A 24383-nucleotide genomic window follows, 5' to 3' on the forward strand; every position below is an offset into this window, starting at 1 on the left:
CCTCGCGCGGCACGGCGGCATCAGTGGCGCGACAGGTCGAGGCCTCGCGGCAGCATGAGCCACACTCCCAGCCCGGCCAGCAGCATGAGCACCCCGCCCGCCCCGGAGGTGAGCGTCAGCGCCTCGGTGAACGCGCTCCTGGCCTGCTCGGCGAGCCGCATCCCCGCCTGCCCGAGCTCGGCCGCCACGGTCAGCGCACCCCCGAGAGACTCGCTCGCGACCTCCGCCGACGGCCCCCGGTAGTCCAGCCCCGTGCGGTAGACCGCCGCCGCCACGCTCCCGAGTATCGCCACGCCGAGCGCGCCCCCGATCTCGTAGCTGGTCTCCTCGATGGCGGCGGCGCTCCCGGCCTTCGCCACGGGCGCCCCCGACATGATCGCCGCCGAGGCGACGGCCAGCGATCCCTGCCCGGCCCCGATCAGGGCCAGCGCGCCCGCCACCGTCCCGTACCCGAGCCCGTCGGACGCCACGGCTCCCGCCGCGAAGGACCCGGAGGCGTCCCCCAGGAGCGCCGGCGCGACGAAGAGCACCAGGAACCCCAGCCCGGACACCGCCAGCCCGCCCGCCAGCACCGCGCGGGCGCCCACGCGCGCCGCCAGCCGGGGCGCCAGCGGCGAGGCCACCGCGGCCGCCACCGCCGCGGGGAGCAGCCTGGCCCCCGTCTCCAGCGGGCCGTAGCCGCGCACGAGCTGCATCCACTGCGCCAGCAGCAGCAGCGTGGCCGCGATCGCGATCGATGTGGCCAGCGCCGTCACCACGCCCGCCGTGAACGGCCGGCTGCGGAACAGCCGCAGCTCCAGCAGCGGATCCGGCCGGCGCAGGCACCGGAAGGTGAACCAGCCCAGGGCGACCACCGCCACCGCTCCCGCGGCCGTCCCGGTGAGGTCGCCCAGGCCGTACTCGCCCACGCGCTTGATCCCGTACACCAGCGACCCCATGCCGACGATGGACAGCACGGTCGCCGTCGCGTCCCACGCGCCCGGCCGGGGAGCGCGCGACTCGGGCAGCAGGAACAGCCCCGCCACGATGGCCACGACCATGATCGGCACGTTCACCAGGAACGCCGACTGCCAGCTGAAGACCTCCAGCAGCGCGCCTCCCAGGATCGGCCCGAGCGCCGCGCCGACGGCCGCCATCGCCGCCCACACGCCCAGCGCGGTGGCCCGCTCGCGCGGGTCGGTGAACAGGGTGCGGATCATCGACAGTGTGGACGGCATGATCATCGCGCCGCCCGCGCCGAGCACCGCACGCACCGCGATCAGCTCGGCGGACCCGCCGGCCAGCAGCACCGCCGCCGACGCCGCGCCGAACACCGCGAACCCGGCCAGCAGCATCCGCTTGCGTCCCCACCGGTCGCCCAGCGCCCCGGCCGTCACCAGCAGCCCCGCCAGGACGAGCGCGTACACGTCCACGATCCACAGCAGCTCGGCGGAGCCGGGCAGCAGCGCCTCCGAGATGGCGGGCAGCGCGACGTTCAGGATGGTCATGTCCATGACCACGATGAGCACGCTGGCGGACAGCACCGCCAGCCCGGCCCACCGCCGCCGCGTCGACGGCTCCGGCCCGGCCACGGTCATGCCCGCCCCCCGTCGCCGGCCGCGCCCTGGAAGAACGTGGTGGTGAGCAGGTGGCGGACGTCGCGGCGGGCCACCTCGCCGCGGCGCAGGCTCTCACGGACCGCCACCAGCAGGCCGAAGACCGCGTTGCTGATCCAGCGGGGCGGCAGGTCGGCGCGGAGCAGGCCGGCCCGCTGGGCGGCGGCGAACAGCGCCACCTCCCGCTCCTCCAGCTCGTCCGACCGCCGCAGCAGGTCGGGGTGGACCGCCATGGCGTGGTCGGTCAGCCCGAACCCGTAGGCGTCCGCCACCTCGATCAGCCGCTCCAGCAACGCGTCGAGCACGCGCCGGATCTCCTCCGGGTCGGTCGAGGCCGCCCCCACGGCCACCCCGGCGGCTTCCTGGGCCTGCTCCCACTCCGCCAGCGCCCGGTGTCCCAGCGCCACCATCAGCTCGTCACGGCTGCTGAAGTGGCGGTGCAGCGTGGCCCGGCTGATGCCGACGGCTTCGGCCAGCTCCGCCATGGAGGCCGTCGGGTCCTCGTTCAGATGACGGATCGCCGCCGTGAGTATCTGCTCGCGGCCCACACTCATGAGACACCTTCATATCGTCTGAGACAATTATGTCTCAGACGATACAACAAAGACGCTCAGTGCGGGAAGGCGTCCCGGCCTCCGTGGTACTCGTCCGGCTTGTCCACCAGCTCGTCCAGCGCCCGCCGCAGGTGGTCGAGCAGGCTCCACACGTCGTCCATCCGCTCGGGACAGGCCACCACGCCGAAGTCGAGCATCCCGTCATAGGAGAAGCAGGTGATGTTGACCCCGCCGGTCGCGTCGCTCAGCACCGACATCGGGTAGTAGGACAGCACCCGGCTCCCGCACAGGTAGAGCGGGAACTGCGGCCCCGGCACGTTGCTGATGATCAGGTTGACCGGCGGGCGGGCCGCCGAGACGAACCGGAAGATCGCCGGCGTGACGAGGCCGGTGACCGGCGAGGGCAGCACGGCGCACAGCTCGCTCAGCCAGCTCGTCGGCGCCAGCGCGAAGCGCCGCTTGGCCGCGCTCATCGTCTGGCCGACGACCCGCAGCCGCTCCTCGGGGTCGGCCGTGGTGGTCGGCAGCGGGGCGATCATGGCGGAGATCTGGTTGCCGACGCGCTCCTGCGCGCCGGCCGAGCGCACCGCCACGGGGACGGCGGCGATCAGCGGCTCGTCCGGCAGCGCGTCACGCTCCAGCAGCCAGGCCCGCAGCGCGGTCGTGCACAGCGCCATCACCACGTCGTTGCCGCTCATGCCGTTGGCCCTGGCGACGTTCTTGACGTCCTTCCAGGACACCGACCCGAACGCGAGGTGGCGGCGCGGGCTGATCGGCCCGTTGAACGGGGTCCGCGGCGCGGTCAGGCTGGGCAGGGGCGGACGCTCGCGCGGGTCGCCCGCCACCTTCCGGGCGGCCCTGGCGATCAGCCTCGATCCCGGCACGGTCGCGGCCAGCGGGATGGCGTCGAGATCGCCGGCCGCCCGCATGACCGACCGCAGCGCCCGCCCGGGATGCGCCACCCCGTTGGCGGCGGCCCCGGCCAGCATCGCGAGCAGCCCGGGCGCCTCCTCGCCCGCCGCGCCCGCCTTCGGCCGCGCGGACGCCATCTCCCGCACCACCCCGTCGCCCTCGTCACCGGACACGGCCGCCGGCCTGGAGGTCTTGCCCGTACGGGTGGCGCAGTGGGGGAGCGGACCGGTCTCGGGAGCGAGGTCGAGGAGGGCGGCGAGCGTCTCGGCGCCGGAGACGCCGTCGATCGCCGCGTGGTGGACCTTCGTGTAGACGCCGGCCTTCCCGCCCGCCAGCCCGTTGATCAGATGCATCTCCCACAGCGGGTGCGTCCGGTCCAGCCGGCGGGCGTGGATCTCCGCCACGGCCTCCGCCAGCTCCCGTTCGCCGCCCGGCGCGGGGAGCGTCATCTCGAACAGGTGGTTGTCGATGTCGAACTCCGGATCGCCGGCCCAGTACGGGTGATCCAGACCGAGCGGCACCTCCACCAGCCGGAGCTGGAGCGCCGGCGCCAGATGCAGGCGCTCCAGCAGGAGGTCGGCGAGCGCCTGACGGTTCAGGCGGCCGTCGGCGGCGTCGAGGATCGCCAGTCCGGCCACGTGCGCGGCGGTGGTCGCCGTCTCGACGTTGAGGAACTGCGCGTCGAGCGCGGTCAGCTGGCGCATCTGATCTCCCATTTCCCTAGGGTGTGGTCAGCATCACATGAAGGGATTTCCATAACGTTTCTGCGCGAGTCTTTCAGATGAATTGCCGGGGGCTGTGCGCGCCGTGCCCGAATACCCAGCTCAACCGAGATGCGTGACATTTTCCTAACCACGCACCACGTAAATGGGATGTTGCACGACGGCGTCGAAGTGATAGCCGGCCGGATGCCAGGGGGTGACCAGCGGCTGGGTGACGCCCGATGCGTCGGTGGCCCTGGCCATGAGCACGTGCGGGCCCGGATGGTCGGGCACCCACATGACATGCCACGGCAACCAGGCGCCGACCAGGTGATGTCCGCGATGATCGGCGTCGCGCCAGCTCCAGCCGCCGTCGAAGCTGACCTCCACGCGCACGATCCGCCCCCGGCCCGACCACGAACGGCCGCGCAGCACCAGCGGCTCGCCCAGTTGCACCCGGGCGTCCCAGGCGAGCTCGAAAGCGCTTTTCACCGGCTGCCGCGCGACCCCCCGGTAAAAGACCGTGTTCCACGGCGTGAGAACCGTGGTCGTACAGACTTCAATATCGCCGAGCCATTTGATCGACGCGATTCCGGCCCAGCCGGGGACGACCAGCCGGGCCGGAAATCCATGGTCCGGCGGCAGCGGCTCGCCATTCATTTCATAGGCCACGAGCACATCGTCCATGGCTTTCCACACGGGCAGCGGCCGGCGGACGCGCCCGTACCTCTCGAACGGCGCGTCCAGCCCGCAGGCCACCACGTCGACCGCCTCGTCGCGCACTCCCGCCTCACGCAGCACCTCGCTCAGCGGCACGCCGCGCCACCTGGCCACCCCGATGGCGCCGAGCCCCCACTGCGCGCCGGGGGCGGCTGTGCCCTGCTGGGTCGCGTAGAAGCGCCGGCCGTTGCCCGCGCACTCGATGGCCGAGTCGAGGGTGCGGGCCGGCATGCGCAGCAGGTCGTCGTAGCCGAACTCGACCTGCCGCCGCACCCCCCGGCCGTGCACCCGCAGCCGCCACGTCGCCGCGTCGAGCCGCGGGGTGAAGGTGTGGTGGCGCACGAAGAAGCGGTCGGTGGGCGTGTGGTAGCCCTGCCCCGCCATGCTCTCCCACCGCATCTCGGCGTTCCCGCTGCCCAGAGCCAGGGCACGCGAAGAGGGACCGCCGTCTTCGCCGACGCTGTCGGCGTCCGCGGCGTGCCGGATGAACAGCTGGTCGGGCAGCGGCTTGACGACCGCGCCCAGAGTCCCCCTCAACGCCTTTCACCTCCTGGCCATGTCACTGTGGGCGTACGAGGGGAAAACCGGCCGCAGTGGATCGCTCCAGCCGGATACGACCGGGACATACCCAAATCACCGGCAGGCGAACGGCCTCTGCGACGGCGGGACGTCCTGTTTGTTGCTTCCTACCGAAGCCCATCATCGGCAACCCCATGGGAACTGCCGACATAGGTGACATCAACGGAGATTTCTTGCGGGCGGGTCAGCGCCCCAGGAACTTCAGCAGCCGATCGAGCGGCCAGGTATTGATGACGTCGTCGGTCGTCAGCCACGCCCGCTGCGCGATGCCGATGCCGAACCGCTGGTGGGCGAGGTGCGGGATGGCGTGGGAGTCGCTGTCGATCGAGAACTTGACCCCGTGGTGCTTGGCCAGCCGCACCAGGTCGGCCGGCAGGTCTGAGCGGTCGGGGTAGGAGTCGATCTCCATGGCGGTGCCCGTGCGGGCGGCGGCGCGGAAGACGGCGTCCCAGTCGGCGTCGACCATGCCGCGCTTGCCGATCTTGCGGGTGGTCGGGTGGCCGATGATGTCGACGTACGGGTTTTCGCAGGCGGCGATGAACCGGCGGGTCATCTCGTCGCGGCCCATCGTGAAATGGGAGTGGACCGAGGCCACGCACACGTCGAAGCCGCGCAGGATCTCGCCGGGCCAGTCGACCGAGCCGTCGGGCGCGATGTTGAGCTCGGTGCCGTGGAGCAGCCGCATGCCGGGGTGGCGCGCCTGCAGCGCGGCCACCCGCTCGCGCTGCTCCAGCGCCTTGTCGAGGGTCATCCGCTGCATCGCCAGGTCGGGGGCGTGGTCGGTGACCGCGTAGTAGGAGTAGCCCAGGGCGGCCCCGGCCGCCACCATGTCGTCGAGCGACGCGATGCCGTCGGTCAGGTCGGTGTGGGTGTGCAGGTCGCCGCGCAGGTCGGACAGCTCCACCAGGACGGGCAGCTCGCCGGCCAGCGCCGCCTTCACCTCGCCGCCGTCCTCGCGCATGGGCGGCGGCACGAACCGCATGCCGAGCGCCGCGTAGATCTCCTCCTCCGACTCCGAGGCGATCACCCGCTCGCCCTCGAACAGCCCGTACTCCGAGAGCTTCCAGCCCTTCTTGACCGCGATCTCCCGGACCGCGACGTTGTGCTCCTTGGACCCGGTGAAGTACTGCATCGCCGCGCCCCACGACTCCGCGGGCACCACGCGCAGGTCGACCTGCATGCCGGAGGTGGTGCGGACGGACGTCTTCTTCGCGCCCGCCGCGATCACCTCGGCGACGTAGGGCTGGGCGCGGAACTCCTCCATGATCGACTCTGGTGCGACGGCCAGGATGTCGATGTCGCCGATCGTGTCGCGCATCCGGCGCAGCGACCCGGCGTAAGCGACGCGCTCGGCGGACAGCGAGGCCATCACCTGCTCGGCCAGGGCCATGGCGACCCCGATGTGGACCCGGAGGCCGGACTGCTCCAGCTGCTCGACGCCCTTGAGCAGGTTGGCCAGCGTCTTCGGGCCGAGACCCTTGACCCCGTCGAGCCGGCCACCGCTGATCGCCTCGGCGAGCGCGGCGGGCGAGTCGACGCCGAACTCCTCGTAGAGCATGATCGCGGTCTTCGGGCCCAGCGTCGGCACGCGCGTCAGCCGCCTGACCCCCTCGGGCACCCGGCCGCGCAGGTCGTCGAGCTGGCGGAAGCTGCCACGCCGGAGGAACTCCTCCATCTTCTTGGCGATCGCCTCGCCCACGCCGGGCACGCCGCGCACGTCGACCGCCGCGATGTCGTCGGGGTAGCCGGCGATCGCCTTCGCGGCCTTCTGGTAGCTCCGCACCCGGAAGGCGTCGCCGCCGGTGAGCGCGAACAGCTCCGCGTATTCCTGGAGAGCGGCGGCCGCCTCGTCGTTTGCCCGTGCCATGCGCCCCAGCTTAGGGGGCCGCTCCGACAATTCAGCGGCCGTTGCGGCGCAGCACGCCCAGCGCCCACACGGTGATCGCGCCCCGCCAGTCGAGCGCCCCGGCGGGCGAGATGCGGGCGTACTCGACGCTCCAGCCGCCGTCGTCGCGCTGCTCGCCGGCCAGCCGGTCCAGGTCCGCCTCGACCACGCCGGGCGCGAACAGCTCACGCGCCGGGCGGCCGGGGTACGGGGCGAAGTCGAGCGGCCGCAGCGCCTCGTCCGCCGTGCCGCCCGCCACCGGCACCCGCCCGTCCGCGGGCACCAGCTTCGCCAGCCGCGCCAGCAGCCCGGCGGCCTCCGGGCGCGACTCGTACACGGCGTCCAGGAAACGCACCGCGAACGCCAGCACGTAGGCGCCGGGCGGCTCCCGCAGCGCGCCGATCGCCTCCAGGCAGTGGTCGGTGGCCCGGCGCAGCCACGGGTGGGCGGCGACGGCCGGGTCGTGCGCGGCCACGCGGTGCGCCGCCGCCGCCGACACGCTGGTGATCTGCAGCGACGAGACCGACGGGTCGGCGCCCGCCCACCAGGGCGCGGTCGCGGCGGGCAGGCCGAGCGGCAGCGCGAACGGCAGCCCGCCGTCGTCGCGCGTCACCGACTCCAGCCACCCGCACAGCTCCGCCGCCCGCGGCGACGTCGCCGGAGCGATCTCCTCCAGCACCTCGAACGCGTGCAGCGCCGCGCCCGGCTGGCTCTCCGGCGAGCGCAGGTCGGGCTCCAGGCCCCACCCGTAGCCGCCGTCGGGATTGCGGTAGGCGTCGAGCGCGGCCAGCACGCCGGCCACGTCGCCGCCGCCCCCCATCAGCTCGAAGCGGCGGCGGTCGAGAACCCTGGCATGCCCCGCCATGAAGGAGGCGGCGGACGAACGGTCGTGACTCATGCGTCCATGCTCCGCCGTCCGCCGCCTCCGCGTCTTGTACCGATCGGACGTGTCAGAAACGGACCTCGCGCGGCCGGTACGGCTCCGCCAGGAAGGCCAGCTCCTTGTCCGACAGCGACACCCCCACGGCCGCCACCGCGTCGTCCACGTGGCGGTCCTTGGTGGCGCCCACGATCGGCGCGTCGACCGCCGGCTGGTGCAGCAGCCAGGCCAGCGCGACCTGCGCGGCGGGCAGCCCGCGCTCGCGCGACAGCTCCGCCACCCGGTCGAGCACCTGGCGGTCGGCCTCCGGCGCGTACAGGGCCTCGATGCGCGCGTCGGAGCCCGTCCTCGCCGTCTCGGCGGGCGCGCCCGCGCGGGCCAGCACGCCGCGCGCCAGCGGGCTCCACGGGATCACGCCCACCCCCTGGTCGAGGCAGAGCGGCAGCATCTCGCGCTCCTCCTCGCGGTAGAGCAGGTTGTAGTGGTTCTGCATCGACACGAACCGGGTCCAGCCGTGCAGCTCCGCCACGTGCTGCGCCTTGGCGAACTGCCACGCCCACATGGTCGACGCCCCGATGTAGCGGGCCTTGCCCGCCTTGACCACCTCGTGCAGCGCCTCCATGGTCTCCTCGATCGGCGTCTCGGGGTCCCACCGGTGGATCTGGTAGAGGTCCACGTGGTCGGTGCCGAGCCGGCGCAGCGAGGCGTCGATCGAGGCGTGCACGTGCTTGCGTGACAGGCCCCCGTCGTTGGCGCCCCGGCCCATCGGGAAGAACACCTTGGTCGCCAGCACGTAGTCGTCGCGGCTGCGGAAGATCTTGCGCAGCAGGTTGCCGGTGACGACCTCGCTGACGCCGCGCGAGTAGATGTCGGCGGTGTCGAAGAACGTCACGCCCGCGTCGGCCGCCCGGCGGACGATCGGCTCCGCCGCGTCCTCCGTCAGCGCCCATTCCTGCTTGCCCGGATCGCCATAGCTCATCATGCCCAGGCAAATACGAGAAACTTTCAAGCCGGTGTCACCGAGCCGTGTGTATTCCATGGGGCAACTTTAGGGCAGCCTGCGGCGTTGCGATGCGCCGGGAGGTTCTGTACAACGGAGTGTCCAAAAGCGGAAAGAACCCTTTACAGATCCGCTCGGATCGGGTCGATTGGGATGGGGGCGGGCCTTTTCCCGCCAGGGCGGGATCGGGCCACTCAACGGGGAGACGGGTGAACGTAGCCGACATCGTTCACCGTCTGCGCTCGTCGGCGTACTCACCGCTCGTCATCGGCGGCATCGGGCTGGCGGCCGGCGCGCTGGGGCTCTCCGCGGCGGTGTTCTCCGGCCTGGCGGGCTCCGGCGACGCCGTGGCCGGGTCGCTCACGCTGCTCGCCCTGCTGGCGGTGCACGCCTCGTTCGTGCTGGGCGTGCTGCTGGGCGGCGACGGGCGGTGGTGGATCTTCGGGGCGCAGGTCTGGCTGACGTACCTGCCGTTACCGCTGTTCGGAGCGGCCTGGACGCCCGTGTGCGGGCTGCTGGCCGGCGGGCTGCTGCTGCTGACCGGCCGGATCAGGTCGCCGGTGCTGGTGGCGCTCGCGCTGGCGTGCGGCCCGGTGCTGCTCGCGTTCCCGGACCTGGCCGACCGGGGCTGGGCCGTCGCCGCGCCGGCGGTCGGGTTGCTGGAGTACGTGATCGTCCACCTGGTCCTGCGCGGTGACAGGCTGTCGGACGCCCATGCCGAGGCCATCGGCAAGGCCGTCTCGCTGGAGCGCCGCCGCTTCACCAGGGACCTGCACGACCTGCTCGGGCACCGGCTCACCGCCCTGGTGCTCAAGCTCCAGCTCCTCCAGCGGCTGGTGGAGGAGGACGACGAGAAGGCGGGCGCCGAGCTGGAGGTGACGATCTCCCTGGTACGAGGCCTCGCCGCCGACGTGCGGGCGGTGGCGCACGGCACCCGCGGCCTGTCGCTGGAGGCCGAACTGAGCTCGGCCTCCGCCCTGCTGGAGTCCGTCGGCGTGCGCTGCCAGGTGCAGGTGTCCTGCCGGGAGCTCTCCCCGGGTGAGGCCGAGGCGCTCACCCACGCGCTGCGCGAGGGCGTGACGAACGTGCTGCGTCACACGGAGGCCAAGGAGTGCTCGATCCATCTTATGGAACGTCACAATCTGGTCCGGCTCACCATCCGCAACGACGGGGCGAGCCCGCGGCGCAAGACCGAGAGCGCCGGTCAGGGGCTGTTCAACGTGGCCGAGAGGATGGCCATGCTCGGCGGCTGGCTGGAGGCGACGCCGGCGCCCGAGGGATCGTTCACCTTCACGGTTTATCTGCCGCACAACCGTTGATTGATGAAAAACACACAATAGAGAATTATTTTAACAGATATGAGTCATGTAATGTGCTACTAGACGTCAAGCGGGCTTCTGGAGCAATCTCATACGAGAACGCACCGGAGGTCGCACCTGATGGACCAGCACGAGCTGTACTGCCTGGCCGATCCCGTCTTCTACGACAACCTTGAGCACACTGACGCCGCGGATGCCGAATTCGCCATTCTCGGCCGGACCCTTCCCGCGAATTGGTTTCACGAGAAGACCGACACATGGTGTTATTTTGCTCCCACTGGCGCACCGCCCCTGCCCGCCCAAGGCTGGAAGATCCACGTCTCCGCCCGGGTCGAGGACGCCGAGAAGGCGATCGAGACGGTCTGGGACTACTGCGTGCCCCGCGGGATCGCGTTCAAGTTCCTGCGCGGCCTCGCCGTGCTGGTCATGACGAACTCCAAGGCCGCCTCCCGCGCCTCCAGCGGCAAGCTCGTCACCATCTACCCCCGCGACGAGGCCCAGCTGGAGCTCGTCCTGAAGGAGCTGCGCGAGCTGCTGCAGGACGTGCGCGGCCCGTACATCCTGAGTGACCTGCGCTACGGCGAGGGCCCGCTGTACGTCCGCTACGGCGGGTTCGCCGAGCGGCACACCCTGTCCGGCTCCGGCGAGCGGGTGCTCGCCGTCGAGGACGGCGGCGGCCGGCTGGTGCCCGACGTGCGCGGCTCGACGTTCACGGTGCCGCCCTGGACGACGCTGCCCGAGTTCCTCCAGCCCCACCTGGCCGCGCGCAACGCCGTCACCACCTCGGAGCTCCCGTACCGGATCGAGAGCGTGCTCCACTTCTCCAACGGCGGCGGCGTCTACCTGGGCCGCGACTTACGCACCCAGGAACAGGTCGTGCTCAAGGAAGCGCGCCCGTACGCGGGACTGGACGCGGCCGGCCGCGACGCCGTGGCCCGGCTGGAGCACGAGCGGGCCATCCTCGAACGGCTGGACGGGCTGGCGGCCGTCCCCGCGCTCCGCGGCCACTTCGTCCTCGGCGAGCACCACTTCCTCGTGCAGGAGTTCGTCGACGGCGTGGCGCTGCAGCGGCGGCTCGTCCACCGCTTCCCCCTGACCCGCGCCACCTGCACCGAGCGGGACCTCGCCGAGTACACGGACTGGGCGCTGGAGACCCTGGAGCAGGTCGGGCGTGCCGTCGCCGCGCTGCACGAGCGCGGCGTGGTCTTCGGCGACCTGCACCCCGACAACATCCTGCTCACCGAGAGCGGGCGGGTGGTGCTCATCGACTACGAGGTCGCCACCCTGCTCGCCGACGACACCCGCCCCGCGCTCGGGCACCCGGCCTTCGCGGCCCCCGAGGACCGGCGCGGCGCCGGCGTCGACGAGTACGCGCTCGCCTGCCTGCGGCTGGGGCTGTTCGCCCCCCAGTGCACGATCATGCTGCCGCTGCACCGCCCCAAGGTCGTCCAGCTCGGGCGGCTCGTGGCCGAGACGTTCCCGGTCCCGCCCGCGTACCTGGACGAGACCGTCGGGATCATCGCGGGCGACGCCGGTGAGCCGGCGCCGATGCCGCTGCCGGGCTCCGCCCCCTGGCCGGAACTGCGCGACGCGATGTGCCGGGCCATCCTGGCGTCGGCCACGCCGCAGCGGGACGACAGGCTCTTCCCCGGAGACGTCGCCCAGTTCCGGCCGGGCGGCGGGCTCAACATGGCCACCGGCGCCGCCGGCGTCCTCTACGCGCTGCACGCCACCGGCGCGGGCCGCTTCCCCGAGCACGAGGAGTGGCTGCGCAAGCGGGCGCCGCACCCCGTCCCCGGCTCCGGTCTCGGACTGTACGACGGGCTGCACGGCATCGCGTACGTGCTCGACCTGCTCGGGCACCGGCAGGACGCGCACGACCTGGTCGAGATCGCCATGCGCGAGAACTGGGAGCGCCTGGAGTCCGCCCTGCACTCCGGACTGTCCGGCATCGGGCTGAACCTGCTGCGCCTGGGCCGCACCGACGAGGCGCTGCGCGCCGCCGGCATCTGCGCCGACCGGCTCGGCGACGTCGGCGACGTGCCCGAGACCAGCGGCGGCGAACACCCGCGCGCCGGGCTCCTGTACGGCTCGTCCGGGCCCGCCCTGCTCTTCCTGCACGCCTACGAGCACACCGGCGACACGGCGCTGCTCGACCTGGCCGAGCGCGCCCTCCGGCAGGACCTGCGCCGCTGCGCCCACGCCGTGGACGGCTCGCTCCAGGTCAACCAGGGCTGGCGGCTGCTGCCGTACCTCGACGAGGGATCCGTCGGCATCGCCGCCGTCCTGGCCCGCTACCTGGCCCACCGCCACGACGACGAGCTGGCGACCGCCCTGGCCGAGCTCAAGCTGGTGGCCCGGTCCGGGTTCTTCGTCCAGCCCGGCATGTTCACCGGCCGCGCCGGCATCATCGCCGCACTGGCCGGCGACCCCGTGATCGAACCGCACATCAAGTCCCTGAGCTGGCACGCGCTCCCGTACGGGGAAGGGCTCGCCTTCCCCGGTGACCAGCTCCTGCGGCTGTCCATGGATTTCTCGACCGGAACGGCGGGCGTGCTGTTCGCCATCGGCACGGCCCAGGGCGAACGTCCGTGCCGTCTGCCGTTCCTCGAGGCCGCACCCGAGCGGCCTCTCGGCACCGAGTCCCCGAAGGAGGTGTAATCACATGGTTCTTCTCGACCTGCAGGGTCTGGAGGCTCCGGCGTCGACCGACGTGGCCAGCGGCGGCAGCTCGCTGACTGTCCTCACGTGCCACTCTGGCAAGCCCAGCAACCTGAGCGTCGCCATCTGCCACTGATCCTGTGTGGCCTAGGGTCCCCGTACCGCTGATACCGGCACGGGGGCCCTTCCCAACTCAGCCCCGTAGTACCAAGGTACCCCCAAGGAGGCTCCCGGTGCGGGCCCAAGACCGGCTGGTGCTGGACGCGGTGCGGCGCGGCGGCCCGTGGCCGGCCGTCCTGGCCGGCACCGCGATCGGCGGCGCCGCCGCCGAGCTGGCCCTGCCGTACGCGATCGGCCGCGCCGTCGACGCCCTCCTCGCCACCGGGCCCGACCGGGTCTTCTGGCTCGGGCTGTGCGTGGCACTGGTCGCCGCCGCGACGCTGTGCGAGAGCCTCGGCGTGTGGGCGCGCGGCGCCAGCGTCGCGCACGCCGCGTCCCGGCTGCGGTTGCGCGTGCTCCGGCACGTGCTCGGCGCCGGCCCTCTCATGACCCGCCGGTTCCCCGAAGGGGAGCTGGTCACGCGCGCCGGCCTGAACGCCGAGGAGGTCGGCCGCGCGCCCGAGGCGGTGACCGGCGCGCTGTCGCTCATGGTGCCCACCGTGGGGGCGCTGGTCGCGCTCGTCCTCATCGACCCTCGGCTCGCGCTCGCCCTCGTCGGCGGGGTGGTGGTCATTCTGGTCGTGCTCCGCGCCTTCCTGCGCGCCAGCACCGCCATCGCGGGCGGCTACCAGGAGGCGCAGGGCGAGATCGCGGGCCGGCTGGTCGACGCGCTCGACGGCGCCCGCACCATCGCCGCCGCCGGCACCGCCGCCACCGAGGCGCGCCGCGTCCTCGCGCCGCTGCCCCGGCTCCGCGCGCACGGCATGGACCTGTGGCGGGCCAACGCCTCCTCCGGCGTGCGGGCCGGTCTCGTCGTGCCCCTGGTCGAGGTGGCGGTCCTCGCCGCCGGCGGCCTCCTGCTCGCGGCCGGCGACCTCACCGTCGGCGAGCTGTACGCGGCCGCCCGGTACGCGGTGCTGGGCGCCTCCCTCAGCTCGGCCCTCGGCTACTTCGGCGGCCTCGCCCGGGCACGATCGGCGGCATCCCGCGTCAACGACATCCTCACCACCCCCACCCCCTCCTACGGCACCCGAACCCTCCCCGAGTCCCCCAACGGACCCCCCTCTCCACAGACCGTTAACTCACCCACCGAGGTTCCGGCGTCGTCGAACGGGACCCCCTCTCCGCAGACCGCCACCTCACCCGCCGAGGTCCCGGCATCCCGGGACGGAACCCCTTCCCCGGAGGTCATCGCCTCCTTTGCGCCCGCCGAGGTCCCGGCATCTTTGGATGAAGGCCTCTTTTCGCAGGGCGCCGGCTCCTGCGCGCCCGTCGAGGTTCCGGCGTCCTCGGACGGGACCTCCTCTCCGCAGGTCGCGGCCTCTTGCGCGCACGCCGAAGCTCCGGCGTCCCCGGAGGTCGCTGCCTCCGCCGAGGTCCGGGCATCCCCGGAGGGAGAGCTCTCTCCGGAGGGTGGCGTCGTCTCCTCTTCGTCCATGGCAGGGGTGTCTGGCCCGTGCGGGGGGAAGGCGGCCGGTTCGCCTCGTATTGCTCCGGGGCGCGGTGGGCGGGGGACGGTGGAGTTCCGGGATGTCGTCGTCGACGGGCTTGCCGTGCCGCGGCTGGTGATCCCCGGCGGGTCCGTCACCGCCGTCGTCGGTCGTTCGGGGTCCGGGAAGTCGTTGCTCGCCGCGCTCGCCGCCCGGCTGGCCGACCCGGCGCGCGGCACCGTACTGCTCGACGGGGTCCCGCTGCCCGAGCTGACGCGCGCCGGGCTGCGCCGCGCCGTCGGGTACGCGTTCGAACGGCCCGTCCTGGTGGGTGAGACCGTCGGCGAGGCCATCGGCCCCGGGCCCGTACAGGCGGCGGCACGGGCGGCCCGTGCGGACGACTTCGTGCGCCGGCTGCCGGCCGGGTACGACACCCCGCTGGACGCCGCGCCCATGTCCGGCGGTGAGCGGCAACGGCTCGGCCTGGCCCGTGCCTTCGCCCGCGGCGAGCGGCTGCTGGTGCTCGACGACGCCACCTCCAGCCTGGACACCGTCACCGAACGCCAGGTCTCCCTTGCGCTCACCGCGGACCCCCGCGGCCGCACCCGGATCGTCGTCGCCCACCGCCTCGCCACCGCCGCCCGCGCCGACCAGGTCGTCTGGCTGCACGACGGCGCCCTCCGCGCTGTCGCCCCGCACCACGACCTGTGGCCCGACCCCGACTACCGCGCGGTCTTTCAGGGAGCCACCCCATGACCCTCCACCCCACCCAGCACCCAGGCCGCCCTCCGACCAGACCGCCCTCCCAGATCACCCCCGTTCGCGCCGCCCACCACCCGGTCACCCCTCGGAAGGGAACGCGGAGGCCCGGATCCAGGCCGGGCGTCGTCCGCCGGACCTCGGCCGCGCGCGCCACCCCGATCATCGCCGTTCGCGCGGCCGGGCACCCGGTCACTCTGCGGAAGGGAACGCGGGGGCCCAAGCCCCGGCCGCGCGCTGCCCGCTGGACCTCGGTCGCCCGCGCCACCCCGTTCGCGGCCGTTCGCGCGGCCCGGCATTCGGCAACTCCTCGGAAGGGGACGCGGAGGCCCGGATCCAGGCCGGGCGTCGTCCGCCGGACCTCGGCCGCCCGCGCCACCCCGATCACCGCCGTTCGCGCGGCCGGGCACCCGGTCACTCCGCGGAAGGGAACGCGGGGGCCCAAGTCTCGGCCTCGCGTTGTCCGCCGTATCTCGGTCGCTTGCGCCACGCCGATGGCCGCCGCTCGGCGCCCGGGCACTCCCTGGACGCGGGGAGGTGCAGGGTGACGGGGATGGTGTGGCAGGCGGTGTGGCGGCGGCCGGGGCAGGTTGCCAGGATCGGCGCGTGGTCCGTGCTGGAGGCGCTGCCCGCGTTCCTGATCGGGCACGCCGTGGCGCGGGCCATCGAGGACGGGTTCGCCGCCGGCAGCGTGGGGACGGGGCTCGGCTGGCTGGCGGCGCTGGGAGGCGCGTGGGTGGTGGCGGCGCTGGCCGCGCGCCAGGTGGTGCTCGCGGTGGCGGCCGTCGCGGAGCCGTTCCGCGACGACCTGCTGACCCGCGTGGTGGAGGGCGCCGTACGGGAAGGCCAGGACAGTTCGGCGGTCGCCAGGGCGGGGATGCAGGTCGAGCTGGCCAGGGACGCCTTCGCCGCCGTCGTCACCACCGTGCGCGGGTTCGCGTTCACCGCCGGCGGCGTGCTGCTCGGCATGCTGACCCTGGCCCCGGGGGCGCTGGTGCTGGTGCTGCCGCCGTTCGCCGCCGGGCTCGGGCTGTTCCTGATGTCGCTGCCGCTGCTGGCGCGGCGGCAGCGGGCCTTCCTGATCGCCGACGAGGAACTGGCCGCGGCCATGGCCGTCACCGCCGGCGGCCTGCGGGACATCGTCGCGTGCGGGGACGAGGACCGGGTGGCCGACCGGCTGGCAGCCCGGGTGGAGGCGCAGGCCGCCGCCGCCCGGGCCCTCGCCCGCGTGACCGCCGTCCGCACCGCCGCGCTCGGGGTCGGCGGGTGGCTGCCGGTCGTGCTGGTGCTGGCCGGGACCCCGTGGCTGGCCTCCGGGGGAGCGGGCGCGGGCGTCATCGTCGGCATGCTCGCGTACCTCACCCAGTCGCTGGTCCCCGCGCTGAACGGCCTGGTCCACGGGCTCGGCGTGAGCGGGGTGCGGCTGGTGGCGACGCTGTCGCGGATCGTCGCCGGGGCGCCGCCGGAGCCGCCCGCCGCCCCGCGCGCGCGGCCCGCGGGCGCGGAGGTGACGCTGCGCGACGTGACGTTCGCGTACGGGCCGCACTCGGAGCCCGTCGTGGACCGCCTGGACCTGCGGGTGCCGGAAGGCGACCACCTCGCCGTGGTGGGACCGAGCGGGGCGGGCAAGTCCACGCTCGCCGCGCTCATGGCCGGGGTGCTGCGGCCCGGCGCGGGGGAGGTGACGATCGGCGGCGTCCCCGCGCACGCGGCCGACCACTCCGCGCGGGTGCTCATCCCGCAGGAGGCGTACGTCTTCCGCGGCACGTTGCGGGAGAACCTCACCTACCTGAGCGACGGCGCGGACCCCGGGCCGGCGGTGGCCGCGCTGGGCGCGGAGTGGCTCGTCGAGCGGATCGGCGGGTACGGCGCGCTGGTCGAGCCGAAGGCGCTGTCCGCCGGGGAACGGCAGCTCGTCGCGCTGGTGCGGGCCTACCTGTCGCCCGCCCGCCTGATCATCCTGGACGAGGCGAGCTGCCACCTCGACCCCGCCGCCGAGGCCCGCGTGGAGGATGCGTTCACGCGGCGCGGCGGCACGCTGGTGGTCGTCGCGCACCGGCTCACCTCGGCCCTGCGCGCCCGCCGCATCCTGCTCATGGACGGCTCACGTACGACCGTGGGCAGCCACGAGGAGCTGATCAGCCGATCGCCGCTCTACGCCGACCTGGCCGGTCACTGGCAACCGGAGACCGTCCCCTGAGAGACCCGGGATGTGCCATGAGATATCCAGAAACCGTGCGCCTGCCGCTCGTGGAAGACCTCCACGGCCACCGCGTCGCCGACCCGTACCGCTGGCTGGAGGACCCCGGCAGCCCCGAGACCAAGGCGTGGCTCGCCGAGCAGGACGAGCTGTGGCGCGGCGCCGCCCCGCCCCTGCGCGAGGCGTTCCACGCGCGGCTGACCGAGCTCGGCGCCGTCGGCATGGTCACGCCGCCCGTGTGGCGCGGCGAGCGCTGCTTCCACCAGAGCCAGTCCGCCGGCCAGGAGCACCCGGTGCTGTACCGCGACGGCGTGCCGGTGCTGGACCCGATGGAGCTCGACCCCGCCGGCCTGACCACCCTCGACGACTGGCACCCGGGCCCGGACGGCAGACTGCTGGCGTACCAGCTCTCCCGCAGCGGCGACGAGCGGGCGGACCTCTACGTGCGCGACCTCGACACGGGCCTGGTGCTCGACGGCCCGATCGGCGGCTGCCGCTACTCCCCGGTCGCGTGGCTGCCCGGCGGCGACGCGTTCTACTACGTGCGCTTCCACGAGGGCGTGTTCCTGCACCGGCTCGGCGTCGCCGAGGACGTGCCGGTGTGCGGCGCGGGCGCCGTGGGGTACGGGATCTCGATCAGCCCCGACGGCCGGTGGCTGCTCGTCTCCGCGGGCGGGTCCGCGTACCAGGACGTGTGGGTCGCCGACCTGGCGCGCGGCGGCCCGGAGGAGCCGTCGCTGCGCGCCGCCCAGCGGGGCGTGCGGGCGCGCACCGCCGCGGGGATCGGCCCGGACGGCCGGCTCTACCTGCTGACGGACAAGGACGCGCCGCGGCGCAGGCTGTGCGTGGCCGACCCGGCCGAGCCGGACCGCTGGCGCGAGCTGGTCCCCGAGGACCCGGACGCCGTGCTCGGCGCCTTCACCGTCCTGGAGGGCGGCAGGCTCCTGGTCTCGGCCGTCCGCCACGCCGTCGCGGAGATCAACGTGTACGACGCGGAGACCGGAGAGCCCGCCGGGCCGGTGCCGCTGCCGGGCAACGGCTCTGTCGGCGCGTTCACGTCCCGGCCGGGCCGCGGGCACGAGGCCTGGTTCAGCTACACCGACGCGGTCACCCCGCCCCAGGTGTGGCGGTACGACGCGCGCGGCGGCACGGCGGAGCTGTGGGCGGCCCCGCCCGGCCAGGCGCCCGCGCCGGACGTGGAGAGCCGGCACGTCGAGTGCGAATCCGCCGACGGCACCCGCATCCGCATGATCGTCATCGCCCGCCCGGACACCGGAGGCGGGCCGCGCCCGGCGATCCTGAACGGCTACGGCGGGTTCGGCGTCCCCCTGCTGCCCGGCTACGCCGCGGACTCGCTCGCCTGGGTGGCGGCCGGCGGCGTGCTCGCCATCGCCAACCTGCGCGGCGGCGGCGAGGAGGGCGAGGCCTGGCATCGCGACGGCATGCTGGAGCGCAAGCAGAACGTGTTCGACGACTTCGTCGCCGCCGCGGAGAAGCTGATCGCCGACGGCTGGACCACCCCGGACCGGCTGGCCGTCTGGGGAGAGTCGAACGGCGGCCTGCTCGTCGGCGCCGCCATCACCCAGCGGCCCGACCTGTTCGCGGCCGCGGTCTGCTCGGCGGGCCTGCTCGACATGGTGCGCTACCACCACTCCGGCCTCGGGCCGTCCTGGGTGGCCGAGTACGGGTGCGCCGACGAACCGGAGCAGCTCCCGTGGCTGCTCGCGTACTCTCCCTACCACCGGGTCAGGGAGGGGGTGGACTACCCGGCGACGCTGTTCACGGTGTCGGCGGCCGACACCCGGGTGGATCCGATGCACGCCCGCAAGATGTGCGCGGCGATGCAGCACGCCACTTCGGGGGACCGGCCGATCCTGCTGCGCCACGAGCCGGACGTCGGCCACGGCGCCCGGGCGGCGAGCCGCTCGATCGCGCTGGCGGCCGACGCGCTGGCGTTCATCGCGCGGCACACCTCAGATCCAGCCGGCCTCGCGGGCGATGCGGATGGCGTCGATGCGGCTGCGGGCGCCCAGCTTGGCGGTGGTCCGGTGCAGGTAGTTGCGGACGGTTCCCTCCCCTAAGAAGAGTGACGCGGCGATCTCCGGCACCGACGCGCCCTCCGCGGCCGCGCCGATCACGTCCAGCTCCCGCCGGGTCAGCGGCGCGTCCGGCGGCCGCATGGCGGCGATCGCCAGCTCCGAGTCGATCACCCGTTCCCCGTCGGCCACCCGGCGGATGGCGTCCGCCAGGTGGCCGGGCGGCGCGTCCTTGGCCATGAAACCCCTCACGTGCACGTCCAGCGCCCGCTTGAGCAGCCCGGGCGTGCCGACCCCGGTGAGGATCAGCACGCCGCACTCCGGCAGCTCGTCGTGCAGCTCGCCCGCCGCGACCAGCCCGTCCTTGCCGGGCAGCGCGATGTCGAGCACGGCCACGTCAGGCCGGTGCTCCAGTGCGGAGGGCAGGATCTTGTCGCCCCTGTCGACCTCGGCGACGATCTCGATGTCCTCCTCGTAGGCGAGCAGGGCGACGAGCGCCCCGCGGACCAGATGCATATCCTCAGCCAGCATGGTGCGGATCATCGCGTGTTCCTCGCGGTCTGTGGGGTCCTGGTCACTGCGGGGCTACATACCCAGCCATGTAGGCCGGAAAAGCGCGATTCAGAACGGGCCGCGGGGCATGATCATGGTGACGCCCGCCACCGAGCCGATCGAGGCGAGCGCCTTGCCGGCGTCGGCCAGCCCGATCGTCCGGGTGACGAGCTGGTCGGGGTGGAGCACGCCCGCCCTGATCAGCTCCAGCATGCGCGGGTAGGCGTGCGCGGCCATCCCGTGGCTGCCCAGCAGCCGCAGCTCCTGGGCGATCACCCGGCCCATCGGCACCGGCGTCGCCGCGCCGGGCAGCAGCCCGACCTGCACGTGGCGGCCCCGGCGGCGCAGGCTCTCGACGGACGCGGCGCAGGTCCGCGGGCTGCCCAGCGCGTCGATCGACACGTGCGCGCCGCCCCTGGTCAGCTCGCGCACCTGGGTGGCGGAGTCGCCCGCGGAGCCGTCGACGAAGTGGGTGGCGCCCGCCAGCTCGGCCAGATGGAGGGCGTCGCCGCTGATGTCGACGGCCACCACCCTGGCCCCCACCGCGGTGGCGATCATGATGGCGGACAGGCCGACGCCGCCGCAGCCGTGCACCGCGACCCACTCGCCCGGCCGCACCTCGGCGACCTGGTCGACCGCGCGGAAGGAGGTGGCGAACCGGCAGCCGAGCGAGGCCGCGGTCGCGTACGACATCTCTTCCGGCAGCGCGACCAGGTTGACGTCGGCGTGGTCGATCGACACCAGCTCGGCGAAGGAGCCCCAGTGGGTGAACCCCGGCTGCGTCTGCCGCTCGCACACCTGCTGCTCGCCGGCCTGGCACGCCGCGCAGGACCCGCACGCGCACACGAACGGGACCGTCACCCGCGCCCCCGGCCGCCAGCCGCGCACCTCGGCCCCGACCGCCTCCACGACCCCGGCCAGCTCGTGGCCGGGCACGTGCGGCAGCACCCGGATGTCGGGGTCGTGCCCCTGCCAGCCGTGCCAGTCGCTGCGGCACAGGCCGGTGGCCTCGACGCGGATCACCGCCCCGTGCGGGGCGGGCGCCGGGTCGGGCAGCTCGCGCAGGTCGAGCTCGCCACCGAATTCGTCGTAGGCAACAGCACGCATCTCATGAGCTTAGAGTGAGCCGCCGCAGCTCGCACAGGCCTCGCGTCACGGTCCCGTTCCGCAGGACAGCGCACTGTGACCTGGTGACGGGTGTCAACCCCCCTTCCCAGGACAGATGAGGGGCATGGGACAGGATCTGGATAAAGCACGGTTTACCGAGGACGAATTCCTGCGGTTCGGCGAGCGGCTCCACGAGCAGCTCACGGTGCTGCGCGAGCTGCTCGACCGCCCCGGCTTCGGCGAGGGGCCGGTCACGATCGGCGCGGAGCTGGAGCTCTTCCTCGTCGACGAGCAGGGCAGGCCGCTGCCGCGCAACAGCGAGGTGCGCGACCGCCTCGGCGATCCCCGCGTGGTGCTGGAGCTGGGCCGCTACAACATCGAGGTGAACCTCACCCCCATCCCGCTGGCCGGGCGGCCGTTCGAGCGGCTCGGGGCGGAGATCCAGGAGACGATGTGCATGGTTGACGAGGCCGTCGAGGGAGGCGGGGCGCTGCCCATCGGCATCCTGCCGACGCTCGACGTGGGCGACTTCACCGCCGACGCGATGAGCGAGGAGAACCGCTACGAGGCGTTGCGCAGGGGCCTGCGGCGGCTGCGGCTGGAACCGTTCCTGGTCAAGGTCGAGGACCTGGAACTGCGCGTGGAGAACGTCATCCTGGAGAGCGCCAACACCTCCTGGCAGGTGCACCTGCGGGTGCCGCCGAACCGGTTCGCCCGGCTGTTCAACGCCGCCCAGCTGGCGATCGGCCCGGTGCTGGCGGCCTGCGGGAACTCGCCGGCGTTCCTCGGCCGGACGCTGTGGGAGGAGACCAGGATCGCGCTGTTCGAGGAGGCGGCCGACGACCGCGACGTGGAGCGGCTCTACCGCAAGGACGGGCGGGTGACCTTCGGCTCCGACTGGGTGCGCGAGGGCGCGTACGAGCTCTTCGAACGGTACGTCAACGACTACGACCCGGTCGTGCCCAACCTCGTCGAGGACGGCGACCGCACGGACGTGCCCGAGCTGCGGCTGCACCAGGGCACGATCTGGCAGTGGAACCGGCCCGTCTACGACCCCGCCGACGGCGGCCACCTGCGCATCGAGATGCGCGCCCTGCCCGCCGGTCCGTCGTGCGCCGACATGACCGCCAACACCGCGTTCCTGCTCGGGCTGACGCTGGCGCAGGCCGAGCGCGACCTGACCGGCTACCGGTTCGCGGAGGCGTACCAGAACTTCTACCGCGCGGCCATGCACGGGCTGGACGCCAAGCTGTCGTGGCCGGGCCGCGACGGCGAGTTCGAGGCCGCCGACCTGGTGCTGAGCCTGCTGCCCGAGGCGCGCGCCGCGCTGCTGGCCAACGGCGTGTCGGTGAAGGACGCCGACGACGCGCTCGGCATCATCGAGCAGCGCACCCGGCTGCGCCGCACCGGCGCGGCCTGGCAGCGGGAGAAGCTGGCCGAGTTCGGCGGCGACCGGGCGCGGCTGGTGCGCCGCTACCGGGAGCTGGCACTCTCGGGGCTGCCGGTACACCTGTGGTCGTAGTGACGCAACCTTCTCGTCACCCCTTCCGTCAGACTCTTGCGTACAGACGGGAAAAGCGAGGGATGCATGGCTGACACGGGGATGAAACCCACCGACGGGACCCCCTTCCGGTTGGTGCGTGACACCGGGACCCTGGCGGAGGGGGCGGCGAAGCTGGCCGGCGAGATCCGCGCCGCCCCGATCAAGGATGTGCTGGCCCAGGCCAACAGGAAGGCCGTGCGCAAGGGCGCGCCCGAGGCGTTCGGGTCGATGCCCAAGCCGTCGGTGTGGTACGCGTTCGACCAGGGCGACCAGGAGACCGCCGACTGGTACCCGCAAGGGCTGACCTGCGGGGCGGACTCCGGGACGATCCCGGTCTCGGTGTTCGTCGCCACGTGGTACTACCGGCCGGAGGAGGGCGAGCGGGGGATCAGGGTGACGTTCTTAAGCCCCTCGACGCTGAAATACCGGCACGCGCTGCTGGTCGAGGCCGCCCCCGACGGGTCGTACAAGCCCATCGACATCCACGCGGGCGGCGTCGCCTGCTACGGCGACCTGCTCTATGTCGCCGACACCACCAGGGGCCTGCGGGTCTTCGACCTGAACAACGTGCTCGACCTGACCAGCGCGCAGGCCGGCGTGGGCGACGGGGAGCGGGTGGGCCGGCACGGAGGCCGGCTGCACGCCTTCGGCTACCGCTACGTCATCCCGCAGACCGACTTCTGGAGGGTCGCGGTCAAGGGCGCCAGGTTCTCGTTCGTCGGCCTGGACCGCAGCACCACCCCGCACACGCTGATCTCCGGCGAGTACGCCGAGGACCACCGCGAAGGCCGGGTCGTGCGCTGGAACCTGGAGCTGGACGGCGAGCCCGCGGACGCGTTCGTCATGGGGCACGAGAAGATCCAGGGCGCGATCTCCCGCGACGGCCGGTGGTACCTGAGCCAGTCCGCCGGCTCCGGCGCCAACGGCAAGCTGCTCGTGTACGAGAACGGGAAGCTCGCCCGGCGGCCGTTCCCGATCGGCCCGGAGGACCTGACCGCCCGGGGCGGCAAGGTGTGGAGCCTGGCCGAGTTCCGGCGCAAACGGGTGGTGTTCGGCGTCAATCTCTGAGATGCCGGTCCAGCAGCTCGCGGAAGCGGCGGTCGAAGTCGTCGTAGCGGGCCCGCAACCCGGCGCCCGGCCAGTCGTCCGGCAGCAGCTCGGGCGGCAGGAGCGGGTCGGCCAGCAGGTGGCGCAGCACCGCCGCCGACACCAGGAACCCCTCGGCCAGTCCCTCGGCCCGGTCGAGCGAGCGCCGCAGCCCGCGCGCCTCGGCCGCCCAGCCGTCGAGATCCCACAGCAGGGGAGTGGGGTCGGCGTGCGGGCGGCCGTCGATCAGCGTGCACTGGGCGGTCACGACCGCCGGCCACTCTTCCCGCAGCAGGTTGGCGGGCCGCATCCAGGTGCCCTCGCGCAGCTCGGCGAGGCGCAGCGTGGTCATCGCGTGCCGCAGCGCGGCCCGGTCGGCGGGCGCGCGCCGCTCGGCGGTGACCACGGCGATCTCCCACGTGCCGTCCCACGGCCGGGTGCGCGGGGCGCGGCTCTCGTCCTGCCTGGCCTGGCGCTCGGCCAGCCGCTCGGTCAGCGCGTAGCGGCCGCCGGACTGGACCAGGTCGCCGGCGGCCACCATGCGCGACAGCGCGACCCGTACGGTGCCCTCGGCGATGCCGAACAGCGCGCCGACGCGCACCAGGCGGCGGGCGGGCAGGCTCGGCGGATGGCTGCCCAGCAGCGCGCTGAGCACGGCCGAGCGGGCGCTGAGTGTATTACGCTCTTCCATCGCGTGTCGATGAT

Annotated in this window: 18 protein-coding genes; 8 read left to right on the forward strand and 10 right to left on the reverse strand. The window is 73.4% G+C overall.

What is annotated here, in order from left to right; all coding sequences use genetic code 11:
- Nucleotides 1-20: 20 nt before the first annotated feature.
- From ACZ6YG_RS03955 to ACZ6YG_RS03985, 7 genes are all read right to left on the reverse strand, one after another.
- On the reverse strand, nucleotides 21-1577 hold the full coding sequence (locus ACZ6YG_RS03955) for an MFS transporter (RefSeq protein WP_466017146.1): 1557 nt from the start codon (nucleotides 1575-1577) through the stop codon (nucleotides 21-23).
- Nucleotides 1574-2149: a TetR/AcrR family transcriptional regulator gene (locus tag ACZ6YG_RS03960; protein WP_397197462.1), complete on the reverse strand. Its 576-nt coding sequence runs from the start codon at nucleotides 2147-2149 to the stop codon at nucleotides 1574-1576. Before ACZ6YG_RS03960 ends, ACZ6YG_RS03955 begins: the two co-directional genes overlap by 4 nt.
- A gap of 56 nt (nucleotides 2150-2205) precedes the next feature.
- Nucleotides 2206-3765, reverse strand: a complete 1560-nt coding sequence (locus ACZ6YG_RS03965; RefSeq protein WP_466017147.1) for a WS/DGAT/MGAT family O-acyltransferase — start codon at nucleotides 3763-3765, stop codon at nucleotides 2206-2208.
- 144 nt (nucleotides 3766-3909) lie between these two features.
- On the reverse strand, nucleotides 3910-5019 hold the full coding sequence (locus ACZ6YG_RS03970; RefSeq protein ID WP_466017148.1) for a sulfite oxidase: 1110 nt from the start codon (nucleotides 5017-5019) through the stop codon (nucleotides 3910-3912).
- Between the two features lie 226 nt (nucleotides 5020-5245).
- A complete protein-coding gene (gene polX / locus ACZ6YG_RS03975) occupies nucleotides 5246-6928 on the reverse strand; it encodes a DNA polymerase/3'-5' exonuclease PolX (RefSeq protein WP_148030615.1) in 1683 nt (560 codons plus the stop codon).
- Nucleotides 6929-6959: 31 nt separating this feature from the next.
- Nucleotides 6960-7844 carry a hypothetical protein gene (locus tag ACZ6YG_RS03980; RefSeq protein ID WP_148030616.1) on the reverse strand — a complete coding sequence of 295 codons (885 nt, stop codon included), beginning with the start codon at nucleotides 7842-7844 and terminating at the stop codon, nucleotides 6960-6962.
- Between the two features lie 52 nt (nucleotides 7845-7896).
- Nucleotides 7897-8865, reverse strand: coding sequence for an aldo/keto reductase (locus tag ACZ6YG_RS03985; RefSeq protein WP_148030617.1), 969 nt, complete (start codon nucleotides 8863-8865; stop codon nucleotides 7897-7899).
- A 170-nt stretch (nucleotides 8866-9035) separates the two neighbouring features.
- On the opposite strand from ACZ6YG_RS03985, the gene ACZ6YG_RS03990 reads away from it, so the two are divergent.
- From ACZ6YG_RS03990 to ACZ6YG_RS04015, 6 genes are all read left to right on the forward strand, one after another.
- Nucleotides 9036-10145 carry a sensor histidine kinase gene (locus ACZ6YG_RS03990; RefSeq protein WP_219547635.1) on the forward strand — a complete coding sequence of 370 codons (1110 nt, stop codon included), beginning with the start codon at nucleotides 9036-9038 and terminating at the stop codon, nucleotides 10143-10145.
- Nucleotides 10146-10265: 120 nt separating this feature from the next.
- Complete coding sequence (gene lanKC / locus ACZ6YG_RS03995) at nucleotides 10266-12806, forward strand: class III lanthionine synthetase LanKC (RefSeq protein WP_466017149.1); 2541 nt, start codon at nucleotides 10266-10268, stop codon at nucleotides 12804-12806.
- Between the two features lie 4 nt (nucleotides 12807-12810).
- Nucleotides 12811-12942, forward strand: coding sequence for a SapB/AmfS family lanthipeptide (locus ACZ6YG_RS04000; RefSeq protein WP_148030620.1), 132 nt, complete (start codon nucleotides 12811-12813; stop codon nucleotides 12940-12942).
- Between the two features lie 97 nt (nucleotides 12943-13039).
- A complete protein-coding gene (locus ACZ6YG_RS04005) occupies nucleotides 13040-15151 on the forward strand; it encodes an ATP-binding cassette domain-containing protein (RefSeq protein WP_466017150.1) in 2112 nt (703 codons plus the stop codon).
- Nucleotides 15152-15707: 556 nt separating this feature from the next.
- Nucleotides 15708-17354 carry an ATP-binding cassette domain-containing protein gene (locus ACZ6YG_RS04010; protein ID WP_466017175.1) on the forward strand — a complete coding sequence of 549 codons (1647 nt, stop codon included), beginning with the start codon at nucleotides 15708-15710 and terminating at the stop codon, nucleotides 17352-17354.
- A 17-nt stretch (nucleotides 17355-17371) separates the two neighbouring features.
- Nucleotides 17372-19435: a prolyl oligopeptidase family serine peptidase gene (locus ACZ6YG_RS04015; RefSeq protein WP_466017151.1), complete on the forward strand. Its 2064-nt coding sequence runs from the start codon at nucleotides 17372-17374 to the stop codon at nucleotides 19433-19435.
- Here the strand turns inward: ACZ6YG_RS04015 and ACZ6YG_RS04020 are convergent.
- Nucleotides 19328-19921, reverse strand: coding sequence for a response regulator transcription factor (locus ACZ6YG_RS04020; protein WP_372452489.1), 594 nt, complete (start codon nucleotides 19919-19921; stop codon nucleotides 19328-19330). The genes ACZ6YG_RS04015 and ACZ6YG_RS04020 overlap by 108 nt on opposite strands.
- Before the next feature lie 90 nt (nucleotides 19922-20011).
- Nucleotides 20012-21049, reverse strand: a complete 1038-nt coding sequence (locus tag ACZ6YG_RS04025) for a zinc-dependent alcohol dehydrogenase family protein (protein WP_271278061.1) — start codon at nucleotides 21047-21049, stop codon at nucleotides 20012-20014.
- 124 nt (nucleotides 21050-21173) lie between these two features.
- Between ACZ6YG_RS04025 and ACZ6YG_RS04030 the strand changes: the two genes are divergently transcribed.
- On the forward strand, nucleotides 21174-22571 hold the full coding sequence (locus ACZ6YG_RS04030; RefSeq protein ID WP_148030625.1) for a glutamate-cysteine ligase family protein: 1398 nt from the start codon (nucleotides 21174-21176) through the stop codon (nucleotides 22569-22571).
- 66 nt (nucleotides 22572-22637) lie between these two features.
- A complete protein-coding gene (locus ACZ6YG_RS04035) occupies nucleotides 22638-23660 on the forward strand; it encodes a hypothetical protein (protein ID WP_466017152.1) in 1023 nt (340 codons plus the stop codon).
- On the opposite strand, the gene ACZ6YG_RS04040 is transcribed toward ACZ6YG_RS04035, so the two are convergent.
- Nucleotides 23650-24369: a PaaX family transcriptional regulator C-terminal domain-containing protein gene (locus ACZ6YG_RS04040; protein ID WP_466017153.1), complete on the reverse strand. Its 720-nt coding sequence runs from the start codon at nucleotides 24367-24369 to the stop codon at nucleotides 23650-23652. The genes ACZ6YG_RS04035 and ACZ6YG_RS04040 overlap by 11 nt on opposite strands.
- Nucleotides 24370-24383: the final 14 nt, after the last annotated feature.

This window comes from Nonomuraea sp. NPDC054003 (assembly GCF_055585125.1).

Coding starts and splice junctions, on each gene's coding strand:
- ACZ6YG_RS03955 (WP_466017146.1), bottom strand. CDS start 1,577: ATGACCGTGGCCGGGCCGGAGCCGTCGACGCGGCGGCGGTGGGCCGGG.
- ACZ6YG_RS03960 (WP_397197462.1), bottom strand. CDS start 2,149: ATGAGTGTGGGCCGCGAGCAGATACTCACGGCGGCGATCCGTCATCTG.
- ACZ6YG_RS03965 (WP_466017147.1), bottom strand. CDS start 3,765: ATGCGCCAGCTGACCGCGCTCGACGCGCAGTTCCTCAACGTCGAGACG.
- polX (WP_148030615.1), bottom strand. CDS start 6,928: ATGGCACGGGCAAACGACGAGGCGGCCGCCGCTCTCCAGGAATACGCG.
- ACZ6YG_RS03980 (WP_148030616.1), bottom strand. CDS start 7,844: ATGAGTCACGACCGTTCGTCCGCCGCCTCCTTCATGGCGGGGCATGCC.
- ACZ6YG_RS03985 (WP_148030617.1), bottom strand. CDS start 8,865: ATGGAATACACACGGCTCGGTGACACCGGCTTGAAAGTTTCTCGTATT.
- lanKC (WP_466017149.1), top strand. CDS start 10,266: ATGGACCAGCACGAGCTGTACTGCCTGGCCGATCCCGTCTTCTACGAC.
- ACZ6YG_RS04000 (WP_148030620.1), top strand. CDS start 12,811: ATGGTTCTTCTCGACCTGCAGGGTCTGGAGGCTCCGGCGTCGACCGAC.
- ACZ6YG_RS04010 (WP_466017175.1), top strand. CDS start 15,708: ATGGTGTGGCAGGCGGTGTGGCGGCGGCCGGGGCAGGTTGCCAGGATC.
- ACZ6YG_RS04015 (WP_466017151.1), top strand. CDS start 17,372: ATGAGATATCCAGAAACCGTGCGCCTGCCGCTCGTGGAAGACCTCCAC.
- ACZ6YG_RS04020 (WP_372452489.1), bottom strand. CDS start 19,921: ATGCTGGCTGAGGATATGCATCTGGTCCGCGGGGCGCTCGTCGCCCTG.
- ACZ6YG_RS04025 (WP_271278061.1), bottom strand. CDS start 21,049: ATGCGTGCTGTTGCCTACGACGAATTCGGTGGCGAGCTCGACCTGCGC.
- ACZ6YG_RS04030 (WP_148030625.1), top strand. CDS start 21,174: ATGGGACAGGATCTGGATAAAGCACGGTTTACCGAGGACGAATTCCTG.
- ACZ6YG_RS04035 (WP_466017152.1), top strand. CDS start 22,638: ATGGCTGACACGGGGATGAAACCCACCGACGGGACCCCCTTCCGGTTG.
- ACZ6YG_RS04040 (WP_466017153.1), bottom strand. CDS start 24,369: ATGGAAGAGCGTAATACACTCAGCGCCCGCTCGGCCGTGCTCAGCGCG.